This window comes from Gordonia sp. 852002-51296_SCH5728562-b (genome assembly GCF_001665475.1).
GTDB lineage: Bacteria > Actinomycetota > Actinomycetes > Mycobacteriales > Mycobacteriaceae > Gordonia > Gordonia sputi.
Map to the genome: position 1 here is coordinate 14,899 of NZ_LZMI01000112.1, position 15,002 is coordinate 29,900.

Consider the following 15,002-nt stretch of genomic DNA (forward strand, 5'->3'; position numbering starts at 1 on the left):
TGGACACGTGGTCCTCCTACTTCGGTGATGCAAGAAAGGCCGCTCCACCGTGATCTTCCGAATTTTCGGGCTGTCCATCGCCATCACGATCGTTTCGCTGGTGGTCGCATTTATCTATGGCGGCCCTACCGCCCTGTTCCTCACACTCATCCTCGGCATCCTCGAGGTGTCGCTCTCCTTCGACAACGCGGTCATCAACGCAACCGTGCTGCGACGCATGAGCGCGTTCTGGCAGAAGATCTTCTTGACCATCGGTGTGTTGATCGCGGTCTTCGGCATGCGGTTGGTCTTTCCTCTCGTGATCGTCTGGTTGAGCGCCAAGCTGAATCCTGTCGAGGCGCTGCGTCTCGCGCTCAATCCACCGACCGACGGCTCTCCGACCTACGAGCAGATCATCACCGACGCGCACCCGCAGATCGCTGCGTTCGGTGGCATGTTCCTGCTGATGTTGTTCCTCGGCTTCATCTTCGAGGAGAAGGAGATTCACTGGCTGCGCTGGATCGAGCGCCCGCTCGAGCGCATCGGCAGGCTCGACCAGCTCTCCGTTGTCGTCGCTGTCGCCGTCCTCGTCATCACCGCTGAATGGATTGCACCCGACGACGAGCGCTCGACGGTGCTCTTCGCCGGCGTACTGGGCATGACCACCTACATCCTGGTCAACGGGCTCGGAGAGTTGTTCAACACACCGGAAGAACTCGAAGAAGGCGCCGAATCGGAATCGCTGCCCCGCTCGGGCCCCAGCGATCTCGCCAAGGCGACGGGTAAAGCAGGCTTCTTCCTGTTCCTCTATCTCGAAGTGCTCGACGCGTCGTTCTCATTCGACGGCGTCATCGGAGCATTCGCCATCACCGCCGACCCGATCATCATCGCGTTGGGCCTCGGCTTCATCGGCGCGATGTTCGTGCGCTCGCTGACCGTCTTCCTCGTTCGCAAGGGCACGCTCAGCGAGTACGTCTACCTCGAGCACGGCGCTCACTGGGCGATCGGCGCCCTGGCGCTGATCCTCATGTACTCGATCGGTACTCACGTCCCCGAAGTGGTCACGGGCCTTGTCGGCGTCGTGCTCATCATCGCGGCTTTGATCTCCAGCATCATTCGACGCCGCAACCACCCCGAAGACACCCCGGAAGGAAAATCCGATGGCGATCAACATGAACAAGGTGACACTGAGCAAATCGACCCCGACGGTCTCGCTCGCCAAAAGGGGTGACGGCCAGGGAAACATGCGCGTCAACCTCAACTGGGACCAGGGTTCCGGCGGAGGTAGATTCTTCAAGCGCTCCTCGGGTATCGACCTCGACCTCGGGGCCATGTATGAGCTCGCCGATGGCAGTAAGGGCGTCGTGCAGGCGCTGGGCAATTCGTTCGGCTCGCTCGATCGTGCGCCCTACATCGTGCTCGACGGCGATGATCGCAGCGGAAGCAACACCGGTGGCGAGAATCTGCACATCAACCTCTCCGACATCGGACGCTTCCGTCGAGTCCTGATCTTCGCCTACATCTACGAGGGCACCCCGAACTGGTCGTCGGCCAATGGCGTGGTGACGCTGTTCCCGAGTTCAGGGCCCCAGGTCGAGGTTCGCCTGGATTCAGCAGACGACCGCGCGGTCTCATGTGCCATCGCGATGCTCACCAGCAACGGCAACGAGCTCAGCGTCAACCGCGAGGTGCGCTATATCCAAGGCGCGCAGCGGCACATCGACGAGGCCTACGGCTTCGGGATGAACTGGACGGCGGGCCGCAAGTAGCACGTACGCCGAAACCTCAGCCCTGCTGCTGCCCCAACTGACGGGAGACCTGCTGATTGATCTGCTGCAGACCCGGCACCGAGAGTCCGGACAACTGTCCCTGAATGGCGCGGACGATGGAGAAGTCGCTACGGACCTTCTCGCTCGACTGCACGAGAACGGTTCCGCTGCCGGTGAAGTCGAATTGCTGTTCCTCGCCCGACTGCACACCCATCCGGTGAGCGGTTGCCGCGATCAGGTCGGTGACCCACGACTGGTCGTAGTGGTGGCTCGGTGACGGGCAATCCGCCCAGCCCACAAGCGCTTCCGGGTCGACCCGCACCGGAGGTTCGACGAACATGACCGGACCGTTCGACGATGCGAGGAACTTGCCCGTGCCGAGCAGGGTGAGGAAGCCGGGCACGATGGACTGTTTCAACGAGAGTTGCGGTTGGAACGCGAGGAGATTCGCAGCCCTGATCGTCAGGTTGCCATCTTCGAGGTCGTAGGAATTGATGTTGTATCCACGGTCTCCGATGATCAGCTTCCCGTGTCCCTCAGCCACCACGAAATCGCTGAGATACAAGGGCGCAGAGAACTGTTGGGCCACCATCTGGAGGAGCTGACCGTTCAACCCGTGCTGTAACGAGGTGAACTTCATCTGCCCGTAGAACGCGATCATCGCGCCCTTCGACATGAACCACGGTGCGTTGAGCTCGATGCAGAACGAGTAGTCGTTGCCTTCGATGTTGTCGTCGGCCGGCAGCGACATCGGATTCCACACGGTGTTGAGTGCGCTCACAACTTCTCCTCTGACGCCTGTACGTACACGACTCCCTGACCCGCACACTGCAACTGCAGTGCCTCGCCACCCGTTCGGCCGACGTTGCGCCAACTGACGTTCGACGTCAGCGTGGTGGCCACCTGCCCCGCTGCCGCGACGTACGCCTGGGGATCGACGGTGACGGGCGGACGGTCGGGGGCGACCCCGAGTTCGAAGACGCCGCCATGGCCGAGGATCACCACCTGCCCCTGACCGGACAACTGAGTGGTGAACATGCCCTGCCCCGTGACCGCGCCCGCCGCAGCGGACCGCAGCGAACCGAACAGTCCGCCACCACCGCCGCCACCGCCCTGGGCGGTCACCGACACCACTGATGCCTGCAGGCCGGACGTGTAGGCGAGCGTGCGTGATGCTTCGACGCGGATCAAGCCGCCGACCCTGCCGACGTCGACGACCTCTACCTCGATCCCCCGGAACCCGAAGTGCACGACTCCCTGTCCGGTGGCGAGGATCGTCGACTCGTGTTCGCCTGCGAGTCGATGTCCGATCGCGCCGCCGATCCCCGACATCCCGCCCGATCCCGGCCCGACACCGGCGATCTGGTGCGGCGCGAACCGCACGTCGCCCGTGTAGAACAGCATCGCCCCTCTGCGGGCGACCACCGGTCCGGACTGGGCGACGTCGACCGACACGACCTTGCTGTTGACCTTGGTGAACATGCTCCGCCTACCGTTCCGCCGGCTGAATCGACACCACGCCGGTTCCGTCCCAACGCAGCGAGAACGCTTCGGCGCTGCCCTGCCCGATGGCCGAACGCCACGACACATCGGTCACGAACGACTGCGAGAGCGCGCCACGCGCACAGACGAACGCGTTGGGGTCGACGATCAGCGGATACTGCGGCGAGACCTCGAGGTGAATCAGCGGACCACCATTCGACACGATGCCGACCTGGCCGGTTCCACTGACCGTCGTCGTGAACAGTCCTTGGCCACCTGTCGCGCCGTGCATGCCCGCGAACGTGACATTCGTCTGGAGGTTGCCGTTGAGAACCATCAGTTGCTGCGACTCCACCTGCAGCGTCTCACCGCTCAATTCGATGATCGTCGTCTCCGCGGCGTTGTGCGCGAAGTAGACGACGCCGGTACCGCCGGCCTCCATGAGCGACAACGATTCGCCGGTTGCCCGACGCTTGATCCCGGCGACGAGTCCGTCGCCACCACCGAACCCCGCGGATTTGAAACTGACCTGGCCCTCATAGGCGACCATCGAACCGGAGAGCGCGCGAACCGAGGTGTTGTTCAGTCGCGCCTCGATCACCCGCTTGGATCGCTGTACCAGTTGCACGTTCATCCTCCCGTCGTACCTTGACGAAACTAGTCGATAGCATCAGACGGTGGGCAGTAGGTTCTGGCAGCGGGGAGAGCGTGGCAGCTCAGGCATGCCTGCCGACACCGCGGCGTCGGTCCAGCAGATGACCACAGCATTCCTCGAGTCAGAGCAAACACTGAGCAGCATCGACGGCGCGGTCGCCACGGCTCACGAGATCGAGCCGCGAACTCGGCTGCGGGACGAGTGGAATGCATTGCGGGAGCGCTACTCCCAGGCGACCGCCGGCTACCTCGACCTCTCGAACTCACCACGGCCCGCGCGGGGCGAACTCGCGCGGTGCACAGACGCGTTGCGGTCTCTCCAGGTCGAGATGCAGCGTTTCGCCGCCGCCAACTCCGCCGAACTCGGCCGCGCGTCGCGTGCAGTCGACGAGGTCGCATCCCTCGAACGTCAGACTCAGGTCGCGGCGACGCAGCTGCGCGGGGTGATGGCCCAAACGCCGGCATCCCTCACGACGCTGCACAGCGTTCGCCTCGCCACCGAGAGGTTCGACGCCGCGCTGACCGAACAGCGCGCGGCATCGGGCCTGCTCGCGAGGCGGGCAGCCGCTCAACGCGTGCTGGCCGCGCGCCAGTCGCTCGAGGACGCGCTCGCCGATGCGCCGTCGCTCACCGAGCGCGGCCAGCGGGTCATCCGCTCGGTCGACACACGCCGCAGCGGGATCGTGACCCGCGCGGAGCGCATGCCCGGCGAACTCTCGACTCTCCGCAGAGAGTTCAGCCTAGAGTGCTCACTCGATCTGCAAGACAATGAGCAGGTCTATTCGCGGTTCCTCGACGCCGCCGATCACCGATTGGCACAGGCCCGATCGCACCTGTCCGACGCCCCTGACCTCGCCATCAGCGAGGCCGAAGCAGCGCGCGACGAACTCGACGGTGCAGAGCAGGCCGTGGATGCGGTCGCCGACAGGTTGCGTGGTCTGCGAGAGGTGCGCGCCGACCCGGGAGCTCTCGAACAGCGCGTGCGGTTCCGCCTGCGAGACGCGCAACACTTTGCCGTCGATAACGCTCTGGTTGACGAATGGGGCTCAGTGCTCGATGCTCAGGCCGACCGAATTGTCCGTTCACGGAGTGCCCTCGATCGGGTACATCCCGACTACTGGACGTATTCCACGGAGTTGACCACGATTGAGCGCCGCATCGTCGAGATCGTCGAGCGGATGAGGGGGCAGGTGGCCAGGCGATGACACTCACAACCGATGCGCCAAGTGCGAGTCGGGCAGGCAACGGCGCCAGGCACTTTCGTCATCTCCCCGCGTCGACGCGGGAACGCTTGTTCGTCACGCAACCGTCGCCGGTCTCCACCTCGTGGTCGACCGACCGTCTCGCCATCGCGCTTGGCGCCACCCTCTACGTGCCCGCGACGCGTCCCGACCTCGCCGAAGTGATCACACGCCGACACGCCGACGGCGTCGTGTCGATGGTCATCGACCTCGAAGACGCGATCGCCGACGGCGATCAGGCCGCCGCCATCGAAAGCGCTGTGGACGCCCTGCGTCGACTCGATTCGACTGCCGCGGCCGAGATGATGCTGTTCGTTCGCGTCCGCTCCGCCGATCAGATCGCGACGATCAGCGAGGCGCTCGGCTCGACGAACTCGCTCATGGGATTCGTACTCCCGAAATTCGACGCCGATAACGCACACGAATTCTTGATTGCGGTGCGGAAGGCCGGTATTCGAGCCGGTAGGCACTTCTGGGCAATGCCGGTACTCGAGTCCGCTGGCATCGTTCACCGCGAGAGTCGCGAACACCACCTGTCGGTGATCGCCGACGCGATCGACGAGCACCGATCCCGGGTGCTCGCCATCCGCATCGGCGCGACGGACATGTGCGGACTGTTCGGCATCCGCCGCGACCGCGACCTGACCATCTACGACGTCCGCGTCGCAGCCGACGCGATCGCGTCGATCATCAACCGGCTGGGACGATGCGACTCCGCCGGGCACATCGTCACCGGACCGGTCTGGGAGTACTTCGCCGATCACGAGCGACTGTTCAAGCCATCGCTTCGGCAGACCCCGTTCCAGGAGCAGGGTGCCGTGTGGTTTCGCAGCCAGTTGGTACGCAAAGACCTCGACGGTTTGCTGCGGGAGATCGCGCTCGACCGTGCGAACGGTATGCACGGCAAGACCGTGATCCACCCGACCCATGCCGCCGCGGTGCACGCACTCAGCGTGGTGACCCACGAGGAGTACCACGACGCACTCGACATCCTCGCCTCAGACACCGGCGGCGTGCAGGCATCGACGTATCGGAACAAGATGAATGAGTCCAAGCCACACCGCAATTGGGCGTCACGCGTGATCGACCGGGCCGCCGTGTTCGGGGTCACCCACCCCGGCGTCGGCTTCGTCGACCTCCTCACCGCGATGGATCTCTCGTGACAACTACCAGTTCACGTGCAGCGCACGTCGTCGACTCCGCGGACGCCCCGAGCTGGGTCGCCGACACGTTCGGGGTGGCGATCACCGATCTCACAGATACCCCTTCTGGTGCTGAATCCGGTTGGAGCATCGACGAACTCGTCGTCCTCGGTCTGCGCCGCAATCGCAGGCGGGCACACCTGCTCGTGTCGACGGTTCTCGGCAAACACATCCCCACCCCGCCCGAACGCGTCCGCCGGGCCGCAGACGACCTCGCAGCGCTCGTCCGCGACCACATCGGCGTCGACGCGGCCGAGAAGTCGACGGTCCTCGGGTTCGCGGAGACGGCAACGGGTTTGGGCCACTGCGTCTTCCATGCGCTCGACGCTCACGCGTATCTGCACTCCACCCGTCGACGCCCACCGGGCGCGCTCACCATCGGGTCGTTCGAAGAGGGCCACTCACACGCGACAACCCATCTGTTGCAGCCGAGTTCGATCGAGGTGCTCTCCCCCGACCCCGACAGTCCACTCATCCTCGTCGACGACGAGATCTCCACCGGGGCAACCGCGCTACGGGCCATCACCGCGATCTGTGAGAGCACCGGCAGACGTGACTATGTGATCGCATCGCTCGTCGATCTGCGATCACCCGAACATCGGCAAGCCACAGACGATTTCGCGTCCAGCAACGATGTCCGGATCGAGTACGTATCGCTCGCGCAGGGCAGCATCGACCTTCCGGCAGGGCTCACCGATGCCGTATGGGAGACGCCGTCGACGCAGCTCAACCCACTCGGGACGCGAGGTGAGGTCGTCACGGTGACGCTGCCGTGGCCCGCCGATGTGCCCGAGGGTGGTCGTCACGGCTTCCTACGCTCGGACACACAGGAATTCACCAACGCTGTCGACGGTGCGGTGGCGGCACTGCTGCCCGAACTCGACTCGTCGAAAAGCACCGTGGTGGTGGGTCACGAAGAACTGATGTACCTGCCGCTCTGTATCGCGGAGGGGCTGGCCAAGGCCGGAATCCCCGCGACGTTCCAGACCACCACGCGCTCACCCGCGTTCGTCCGCGACGTCGACGGGTATCCGCTGCGCCGCGGCCTGACCTTCACCGCGCCCGAACACGACCCGGGGACACCGCGATTCGTCTACAACCTGCTCGACCCCGGCGGCTCGCCCGACCTTCCGCGCATCGTGTTGATCATCGACGACCCCGCGGACACCCCCGACCTCACGGCGCAGGGCGGAGTGCTCGACGTGATGACCGCGGCAGGCCACGACGTCGTCGTCGCGAAAGTCGCCGCGACCGGCCAAGTTGCGCTGCGCGACGCACGGAGCGCATCGTGACGGCTCAGCGACTCACCACAGAGGGAGCGCGGAACGCCGAGCTACGCGGCCCGGAGTTCGGCTCCTACGCACCCGATGAAGTGACCTGGCTTCTCAAAGACCTCTCGCACCTCGAACTCGAGGCCGACTTGGCCGTACGCGAACGCCGAATTCAAGCGGGCACAGCGCATTACGCGGAGTCTCTGCCCATCGAGTACCAGCCGGGAGTCGCATACCAGCAGTTGTTCGCCGACACCCTCGACGACTCGGCACAGCGCCTCGCGCACGCAGTCGGCGTCGTCGGAGAACTGATCATCGCCGAGCGACATCGCGAGCCGACGCTGGTGTCACTCGCGCGAGCGGGCACGCCGATCGGGATTCTCCTGAGACGCTGGCTGAATCATGTTCACGGCTGGGCCGCACCGCATTACACGATCTCGATAGTTCGCGATCGCGGCATCGACACGGTCGCCCTCGACCACATCACCGACCGCCACGACCCCGGATCACTGGTATTCGTCGACGGGTGGACCGGCAAGGGCGCCATCCAACGCGAGCTGACAGAGGCGCTCGACGCCTACGCCCGAAGCGGTGGGCCACGCCTCGCCGACGAAGTGGCCGTTCTCGCCGACCCCGGGTTCGCCACCACCACCTTCGGCACGCGCGACGACTTCCTCATCGCCTCGGCCTGTTTGAATTCGACTGTCTCCGGACTGATTTCACGGACGGTTCTCAACGCCGACCACATCGGCGACGGCGAGTTCCACGGCGCCAAGTTCTATCGACACCTTGCCGAGCACGACATGTCGAACCGCTTCCTCGACGTCGTGTCGGCGCAGTTCGACGCGGTACGCGAGGATGTTGCTGCAGACGTCGCCACTCTCGATGCCGCGGACCGCACGCCGACCTGGGCTGGCTGGGAGTCCGTGGAGGCGATCCGGGCGGAGTACGGACTCTCGTCGGTGAACTTCGTCAAGCCGGGCGTCGGAGAGACCACGCGGGTACTGCTGCGCCGCGTGCCGTGGCGAATTCTTGTGCGAGACAACGACCTACCCGAGCACCGCCACATTCGACTCCTTGCCGCCGAACGCGGGGTACCCGTCGAGGTGCGTGCCGACCTCGCGTACTCCTGCATGGGTCTGATCAAGGAGGACTCGTGACCGGATTGGTGGCGAGCGATCTCGACCGCACGCTCATCTATTCGCGTGACGCGATGGGGGAGATGCAGTTTCGTGACGCTTCTCCGGTGTGTGTCGAGATCTATCGCGACGCTCCGCTGTCGTACATGACGAGTTCGGCGATCACGCTTCTCACCGATCTACGCGCGCACGCACCCTTCGTCCCGGTGACCACCCGCACGCCCGAACAGTTCGGCCGCGTTCAGTTACCCGGAGGAACGCCTCACTACAGCGTGGTCAGCAGTGGCGGCCGCATCCTCGTCGACGGCGTCGACGACCACGGGTGGCGCAGCGGCGTCGAACGCGCCGTGGCCGCCGGTTCCGCACCGCTCGATGAAGTTCTTGCGCGATTGGCCGTTGCGGCAGAAGAGGATTGGGTGAGCACGCTGCGCACCGCCGACGACCTGTTCTGCTACCTGGTCGTCGACACCGAGCGCCAGCCCGAGCACTTTCTGCCCGAGTGGGAGCAGTGGTGCGCCCAGCGCGGGTGGGTCGCCTCGCAGCAGGGTCGCAAGATCTACGCCGTGCCCGAGGCCGTCACCAAATCCGCAGCGGTAGCGGAGGTCTACCGGCGGTGCGTCGACGATGGTTCGATTTCTGCCGGCGCCCCGGTCTTCGCGGCGGGCGACGGCAGGCTCGACGTCGACCTGCTGCAGTTCGCCGATGCCGGCATTCGGCCCGCGCACGGCGAGTTGGCCGAGTTGGATTGGCAGCATCCGACGGTGACCGTCACGTCGCAGTCCGGTGCACTGGCAGGTGAAGAGATACTCGAATGGTTGCTGGACGCAGTGACCCGACAAGCAAGGACGGCGATATGACGACAGTGTTGTCGAAAGGCCAGAACGCACCCCTGCCCGCGGGCGAGGTGACTATTTCTGTGGATGTTGCTGCGCCGGTTGATCTCTCGGCCCTGCTCGTCACGCCCGACATGCGCGTACGCTCCGACGCCGACTTCGTCTTCTACAACCAGCCCACCGGAGCAGGCGTCACGTTGGCGCCCACCACCGGTCGGCAGACGCTACGGATCACACCCGCGGCAGTACCCGCGGAGATCCACGCCGTGCGCGCGGTAATCACACTCGACGACGCGTCGTCGTCGTTCGGTCGGACGCCACCGCCGGTCGCGCATGTCTTCGACGCCGCGGGCACCGAGCTATTCTCGTTCACCATCCCCGATCTGAGCAGCGAAACCGTCGTCGTGGCCGTCGAGGTGTATCGCCGGGACACGGGATGGAAGGTGCGCTCGATCGGTCAGGGCTACGCGGGCGGTTTCGCCGATCTCGTTCGGGACCACGGGGTTTCGGTCGACGACGCGCCTGCGGCTGCCGCTCCTGCTACACCACCCGCTCCGCCTGCCGCTCCTGCGCCGGCCGCCCCGCCGTCACAGTTCACGCCGCCTCCCGCGCCGCCGCAGGCCGCCCCACCGCCGCAGCCCACCTCACCGCCGCAGCCAACCGAGATCAGCCTGTCCAAGAACAAGCGGGTCAACCTGGTGAAGGGCCAGAAGGTGACGTTACGCAAGGACGGCGGCGTCGCGCTCACCCTGGTGCGCATGGGACTCGGGTGGGACCCGGTCAAGCGCGGCTTCTTCGGCGGCGGGTCACAGAACATCGACCTCGACGCGTCGGTGATGATGTATTCGCGCGGTTCGCTCGCGGAGGCCATCTACTTCGGTCATCTTCGGAGCAGCGACAACTCGATCGTCCACTCCGGCGACAACTTGACCGGTGAAGGCGACGGCGACGACGAGGTGATCCGCGTCAACCTTCAGGCTGTCCCACCGCATATCGACAATCTCGCGTTCATCGTGACGTCGTACCGCGGGCAGACCTTCGAGGCGATCGACAACGCCTTCTGCCGTCTCGTCGACGACACGACCGGCGCCGAGTTGGCACGCTTCACGCTGCGGGGCGGCATGCCGTTCACCGGTGTGCTCATGGCCGTGATGTCGCGAAGCGGCGGGGACTGGAAGATGCGCGCCGTCGGCGACGGCTTCCAGGCCAAGACCCCGCGGGAGGCGGAAAGGTACCTCGGCCGGTACCTGGAGTAGGTCTGCACTGGGTGGGCGTGCACGGCCGGCGCGCTACGACGACCAGCTTGCGGCCGACGATGAGCTGGAAGCGTCGGCTCGAACGCGGTCGATGGCGACGACGAGCGAGATGATCATGGCTTCGAGCGCGTCGTCGAAGATGTCGACCTCGTAGGTGTCGCCCCAGCTGAGCAACTTCCTGCGAATACTGGCGACCCGTTCGCCATTGCGCGACACGTCGAAGGTCATGTCCCACCAGTCACCGGAGACGTCGAGCGCCGCACCCTCGATGAAGTACTTCGGCTTGAAGAAGCTGAACTCCTTGCGGATCGTCGCGACCTCGACGCCCTGCATCTCGACCGTGAACCGTGGCAAAAAGCTGAAGACGGTCTTCGTGATCTCCGCGATGGGAGCGCCTGATCCGTCAGTCACGGTGAAGTGCTTGGGGACCCGCATGAAGCTGCCCTGCACGTAGTAGCGCGGTTGCTCGGACTCGCCGAACACGGTGAACTGCTCGCCGACCGAGAAGACCTTCTGCTTGATATACAACCTCGACACGATGCACACCTTCCTCCGCGGTTCCGGCTACGCCTCTACCCGCGGTTCCGACCACCCTAGCCAAACCCCGTCCCTACCCGGTCGACGCGAGGCGACGCCCCGTCGACGCGAGGTCACTGCCGACTGTGCGCTCGAGAATGCCGACTGGGCGCTCGAGAATGTCGACCGGGCGCTCGAGAATGTCGACCGGGCGCTTCTGAGCGTCGAGCGTGCATAGGCAGCGGCGATCGGCCACAGTGGGAAGGTGCCTGAGAACGCCACGAACGAGTCACCCTTCTCGCCGCCGGCGCGCGAGCCCGATTACCGTTTCACACTCGCAAATGAGCGCACCTTCCTCGCGTGGCAGCGCACAGCGCTCGGACTCCTCGCCGCTGCGATAGCGGCGTTGCAGTTCCTGCCCGATCCGACGCACCCCGCGTTTCGGTACGGACTCGGATTGGCTCTCGGGCTTCTCGCAGTCGTCGTATCCGCCGGCGGCCTGATCCGGTGGAAGCAGAACGACGACGCGATCCGACGCGAACAGCCGCTGCCGAGAAGTTCACTGATTGCGGTGCTGGGTGTCGCTCTGACGGTGATCGCGGCGGCCGCGGTGATCACGGCGTTGATCGTCGCGCGGCCATGAGTGACCGGTCCGACCCCGCGACGCGCGCCGGATTGCAACCGCAACGTACGGATCTCGCATGGAGCAGAACGTCATTCGCGATTCTCGTCAATGGGCTTCTGGTCGCCGGTCGCGAGGTGCTGCGACCGAGTTCCTCGCCGACGCCTCTGATCTATGCGCTGTGTGCCGTCGCGGCAGTCGCCTCCGTCGTGGTCGCGATCATCGGACGGCGGCGTCGTCGAGTGCTCGGCGACAACTCCGCCCCATTGCACCGCTCGGACACGGCGGCCGTCATGACGACAGCTGCCGCGGTGTTGACGACGATCGTCGTGCTCCTCACCGCGGCGCTCGTGTAGGAACGGCGCGGTCGGCGGAGCGCTTGGTCGACGGAGTAGTCGGCCACGAACTTCCGGTTGCTGGAGTTCCGGTTGCCCAGACGCTCGGATTCCGCGCCTGTGGGCAACCGGAACCGCGGCGCCTACCGGGGTGCGCCGACGCTCCCGCGGGTCATCGCAGGTCGTCGATCCTGCCCGTCGGAACGTGAATCCAGCCCTCGCGGTGGGCGATCGGCATGTCTGCTTCGAGCGGAAGTGCGGTGCCGCCGAGGCTCGCCGCACGTGCGATGAGTGCGGTGACGACGGCGTCGAATGCGTTGTCGTTGCTGGCCATGAGGGCAGCGTGGCGTCCGACGTCCAGCCAGGGTGCCGCCGCTCGCAGGTCGTCGACGAGACCCGCGAGTACATCACGATGCGTCGAACGTTTGTATCCGCGCGATGTCAGTCCCCAATGCTTCAGTGCGCCAGCGGGATACGCTTCGACGGCCCAGCCGTCGACCCGGTTCGACACTCCGAGGTCGGCGAGCAGACCCGCACAGCGAAACGCTACGTGCGCGATCTGATCTGCCGACACGCTGAGCGGTCGGCCCAGTCCGTGCTCGACCAGGTAGCGATCAGTGCGTCGATATGCGAGCGGGCGACGTGCAGCGATGTCGTCGAGCTGCGACTCCTTCGCTGTGTCGCCACGATGGTGAGCGCTGACGAACTCGACAAAGGCGTCGGGCCACCCGAATGGCGAGTCGATGCCGCAGCGATCAGCGCCGTCGACGAGCGCACGGATCGTCGAATCATCTGCGGGAGTGACCAATTCGCGGAGTACAGCCGAGAACCCACCACGGTCGACGTCGTGTTCACGCCATTCGACGACGGCGACGGCGGTCGACGCGGGCGAGGCGGAGAGGTCGACGCCCGCGGTGATCACGCTCAGATCTTTCCGTCGAGGAACTCCGCGTAGGCGGGAAGGTCGAGTTGACCGTGACCCGACAGACCGATCACGACGACCTGCTCAGCAGGATTGTCGGCGACGTGTCGAGCGCACGCCGCGATCGCATGCGTCGACTCGGGCGCGGGCACGATGCCTTGCGTGCGCGCGAACTGCACGCCCGCGGCGAACGCGTCGTGCTGATCGATCGCCACACCCTGGACCAGGCCCTGCTCGACGGTGTGGCTCAGTGCGGGCGCCATGCCGTGGTAGCGCAGACCGCCGGCGTGGATGGGATCGGGCACGAAATCCATTCCGAGAGTGTGCATCTTGAGAAGCGGGGTGAGGCCCGCGACGTCGCCGTGGTCGTAGCGGTATTCGCCCTGCGTGATCGACGGGCACGCCGAGGGCTCCGCGGCGACCACCCTCGGGTTCGACCGGCCGTGGATCTTTTCGCGCAGGAACGGGAACGCCAACCCGGCCAGATTGGAACCGCCACCCGCACAACCGAATACGACGTCTGCACCATTGGGTTCGACGGCGACGAGCTGTTCGACGGCCTCCTGACCGATCACACTCTGGTGCAGCACAACGTGATTGAGCACGCTGCCGAGCGCGTACCTGGCGTCGGGGTCGTTGGCGGCGACCTCGACGGCCTCACTGACGGCCATCCCGAGACTGCCAGTGGTGTCGGGGGTCTTCGCGAGAATTGCACGGCCCGACTCGGTCAACGTCGACGGGCTCGAGTGAATCGTGCCGCCGTATGTGCGGATCAGATAGCCGCGGTATGGCTTCGATTCATAGGACGCGCGCACCTGCCAGACCTCGACGTCGATGCCGAACTGTGCACCCGCGAACGCGAGCGCACTACCCCACTGACCCGCGCCGGTCTCGGTGGTGAGCTTCCGGACACCGTCGACGCTGTTGTAATACGCCTGCGCGACAGCGGAATTGGTCTTGTGTGAGCCGACGGGGCTGACGCCCTCGTACTTCACGTAGATCCGCGCGCCCGTGTTGAGCGACTCCTCGAAGCGTCGCGCACGGATGAGCGGCGACGGCCGCCACATCTTGTAGATCTCGCGCACCGGTTCGGGGATCTCGATGTACGGCTCGGTCGAGACCTCCTGCGCGATCAGTCCGCTCGGGAAGAGCGCGACGAGATCGTCTGGTCCGACGGGCTCCTTGGTGCCCGGATGCAGGTGCGGCGGGATCGGCTCGGAGAGCTCCGCCGCGAGGTTGTACCAGTGCGTCGGCACGTCCACGGTGATGAGGTCCGGGTTGCTTGCGTCCACGTGCATCGTCATGCGGACACTCTAGTCCGCGGGCGGGCAGCGCCGCGGGCCGATTCGGCGCTCGGCGTCGGGCGGGGGTTAGGCGGCTCGACGTCGAGCGCCCCCGCAGAAAGTAGGGGAAGGAACCTTTCCCCGCGTTGCTGATCCCTCCCCCAGAAGCTGCGCGCGGAAACCGAAGAAGCCCGCGGAAAGAACGCTTCCCCTAGTTCCTGCACCCGGTGCCGCGTCCCGACGTCGAACCGCACGACCGCTCGGGGCGTGCGCCCCGACAGAAAGTAGGGGAAAGAACCCTTCCTCGAGTTACTGACCTCTCCCCCAGAAGCTGTGCGGAGAAACCGAAGGAACCCACGGAAAGAACGCCTCCCCTAGTTCCTGCACCCCGGTGCCGCGTCCCGACGTCGGGCCAGGGGCAGCGCGACGTCGAACACACGACTACTCGACCTCCAGCGCCCCAAGAAAGTAGGGGAAAGAACCCTTCCCCTACTTTCC

General features: G+C 65.5%; 17 protein-coding genes. 11 read left to right on the plus strand and 6 right to left on the minus strand.

From position 1 onward, the window contains the following. Positions 1-49: 49 nt before the first annotated feature. Together A5766_RS18930 and A5766_RS18935 are read left to right on the plus strand one after the other, a co-directional pair. Positions 50-1,210 carry a DUF475 domain-containing protein gene (locus A5766_RS18930; protein WP_064905962.1) on the plus strand — a complete coding sequence of 387 codons (1,161 nt, stop codon included), beginning with the start codon at positions 50-52 and terminating at the stop codon, positions 1,208-1,210. Beyond that, a complete protein-coding gene (locus A5766_RS18935) occupies positions 1,140-1,748 on the plus strand; it encodes a TerD family protein (RefSeq protein WP_064905965.1) in 609 nt (202 codons plus the stop codon). Before A5766_RS18930 ends, A5766_RS18935 begins: the two co-directional genes overlap by 71 nt. Before the next feature lie 16 nt (positions 1,749-1,764). Here the strand turns inward: A5766_RS18935 and A5766_RS18940 are convergent, their stop codons facing one another. From A5766_RS18940 to A5766_RS18950, 3 genes are read right to left on the minus strand one after another with little or no spacing between them, the layout of a single operon-like run. Beyond that, positions 1,765-2,529 (minus strand): AIM24 family protein, encoded by a 765-nt coding sequence (locus tag A5766_RS18940; protein WP_064905967.1) that lies wholly within the window; start codon positions 2,527-2,529, stop codon positions 1,765-1,767. After that, the gene (locus A5766_RS18945; RefSeq protein ID WP_064905969.1) at positions 2,526-3,230 is read right to left on the minus strand and encodes an AIM24 family protein; all 705 of its coding nucleotides are present in this window, start codon (positions 3,228-3,230) and stop codon (positions 2,526-2,528) included. Before A5766_RS18945 ends, A5766_RS18940 begins: the two co-directional genes overlap by 4 nt. A gap of 7 nt (positions 3,231-3,237) precedes the next feature. Then, positions 3,238-3,858 carry an AIM24 family protein gene (locus A5766_RS18950; protein WP_064906014.1) on the minus strand — a complete coding sequence of 207 codons (621 nt, stop codon included), beginning with the start codon at positions 3,856-3,858 and terminating at the stop codon, positions 3,238-3,240. A 49-nt stretch (positions 3,859-3,907) separates the two neighbouring features. On the opposite strand from A5766_RS18950, the gene A5766_RS18955 reads away from it, so the two are divergent. The 6 genes from A5766_RS18955 to A5766_RS18980 are packed head-to-tail and all read left to right on the plus strand — an operon-like array spanning position 3,908 to position 10,826. After that, complete coding sequence (locus A5766_RS18955; RefSeq protein WP_442902975.1) at positions 3,908-5,089, plus strand: hypothetical protein; 1,182 nt, start codon at positions 3,908-3,910, stop codon at positions 5,087-5,089. After that, positions 5,086-6,288: an HpcH/HpaI aldolase/citrate lyase family protein gene (locus A5766_RS18960; protein ID WP_064905971.1), complete on the plus strand. Its 1,203-nt coding sequence runs from the start codon at positions 5,086-5,088 to the stop codon at positions 6,286-6,288. Before A5766_RS18955 ends, A5766_RS18960 begins: the two co-directional genes overlap by 4 nt. Further along, positions 6,285-7,619, plus strand: a complete 1,335-nt coding sequence (locus A5766_RS18965) for a phosphoribosyltransferase family protein (protein ID WP_064905972.1) — start codon at positions 6,285-6,287, stop codon at positions 7,617-7,619. The genes A5766_RS18960 and A5766_RS18965 overlap by 4 nt, the downstream gene beginning before the upstream one ends. Then, positions 7,616-8,758, plus strand: coding sequence for a cysteine protease StiP family protein (locus A5766_RS18970; protein ID WP_064905974.1), 1,143 nt, complete (start codon positions 7,616-7,618; stop codon positions 8,756-8,758). Before A5766_RS18965 ends, A5766_RS18970 begins: the two co-directional genes overlap by 4 nt. Beyond that, positions 8,755-9,594, plus strand: coding sequence for a hypothetical protein (locus tag A5766_RS18975; protein ID WP_064905976.1), 840 nt, complete (start codon positions 8,755-8,757; stop codon positions 9,592-9,594). The genes A5766_RS18970 and A5766_RS18975 overlap by 4 nt, the downstream gene beginning before the upstream one ends. After that, positions 9,591-10,826, plus strand: a complete 1,236-nt coding sequence (locus A5766_RS18980; protein WP_156527521.1) for a TerD family protein — start codon at positions 9,591-9,593, stop codon at positions 10,824-10,826. The genes A5766_RS18975 and A5766_RS18980 overlap by 4 nt, the downstream gene beginning before the upstream one ends. Positions 10,827-10,859: 33 nt before the next feature. On the opposite strand, the gene A5766_RS18985 is transcribed toward A5766_RS18980, so the two are convergent. After that, positions 10,860-11,363, minus strand: coding sequence for an LURP-one-related/scramblase family protein (locus A5766_RS18985; protein WP_064906018.1), 504 nt, complete (start codon positions 11,361-11,363; stop codon positions 10,860-10,862). Position 11,364: 1 nt separating this feature from the next. Between A5766_RS18985 and A5766_RS24505 the strand changes: the two genes are divergently transcribed. The 3 genes from A5766_RS24505 to A5766_RS18995 are packed head-to-tail and all read left to right on the plus strand — an operon-like array spanning position 11,365 to position 12,320. Next, positions 11,365-11,580: a hypothetical protein gene (locus tag A5766_RS24505; RefSeq protein ID WP_156527522.1), complete on the plus strand. Its 216-nt coding sequence runs from the start codon at positions 11,365-11,367 to the stop codon at positions 11,578-11,580. 27 nt (positions 11,581-11,607) lie between these two features. After that, positions 11,608-11,985, plus strand: a complete 378-nt coding sequence (locus A5766_RS18990) for a YidH family protein (protein ID WP_005202450.1) — start codon at positions 11,608-11,610, stop codon at positions 11,983-11,985. Continuing rightward, positions 11,982-12,320 carry a DUF202 domain-containing protein gene (locus tag A5766_RS18995; RefSeq protein WP_064861661.1) on the plus strand — a complete coding sequence of 113 codons (339 nt, stop codon included), beginning with the start codon at positions 11,982-11,984 and terminating at the stop codon, positions 12,318-12,320. Before A5766_RS18990 ends, A5766_RS18995 begins: the two co-directional genes overlap by 4 nt. Positions 12,321-12,471: 151 nt before the next feature. Here A5766_RS18995 and A5766_RS19000 read toward each other — a convergent pair whose 3' ends face one another. Together A5766_RS19000 and A5766_RS19005 are read right to left on the minus strand one after the other, a co-directional pair. Further along, positions 12,472-13,221 carry a DUF429 domain-containing protein gene (locus A5766_RS19000; protein ID WP_005202454.1) on the minus strand — a complete coding sequence of 250 codons (750 nt, stop codon included), beginning with the start codon at positions 13,219-13,221 and terminating at the stop codon, positions 12,472-12,474. Positions 13,222-13,223: 2 nt separating this feature from the next. After that, positions 13,224-14,525: a TrpB-like pyridoxal phosphate-dependent enzyme gene (locus A5766_RS19005; RefSeq protein WP_005202456.1), complete on the minus strand. Its 1,302-nt coding sequence runs from the start codon at positions 14,523-14,525 to the stop codon at positions 13,224-13,226. Positions 14,526-15,002: the final 477 nt, after the last annotated feature.

Excerpts from the sequence above, each read along its gene's own strand:
- A5766_RS18995 (WP_064861661.1), top strand. The coding sequence starts at position 11,982 with ATGAGTGACCGGTCCGACCCCGCGACGCGCGCCGGATTGCAACCGCAA.
- A5766_RS18980 (WP_156527521.1), top strand. The coding sequence starts at position 9,591 with ATGACGACAGTGTTGTCGAAAGGCCAGAACGCACCCCTGCCCGCGGGC.
- A5766_RS19005 (WP_005202456.1), bottom strand. The coding sequence starts at position 14,525 with ATGACGATGCACGTGGACGCAAGCAACCCGGACCTCATCACCGTGGAC.
- A5766_RS18935 (WP_064905965.1), top strand. The coding sequence starts at position 1,140 with ATGGCGATCAACATGAACAAGGTGACACTGAGCAAATCGACCCCGACG.
- A5766_RS18960 (WP_064905971.1), top strand. The coding sequence starts at position 5,086 with ATGACACTCACAACCGATGCGCCAAGTGCGAGTCGGGCAGGCAACGGC.
- A5766_RS18945 (WP_064905969.1), bottom strand. The coding sequence starts at position 3,230 with ATGTTCACCAAGGTCAACAGCAAGGTCGTGTCGGTCGACGTCGCCCAG.
- A5766_RS24505 (WP_156527522.1), top strand. The coding sequence starts at position 11,365 with ATGCACACCTTCCTCCGCGGTTCCGGCTACGCCTCTACCCGCGGTTCC.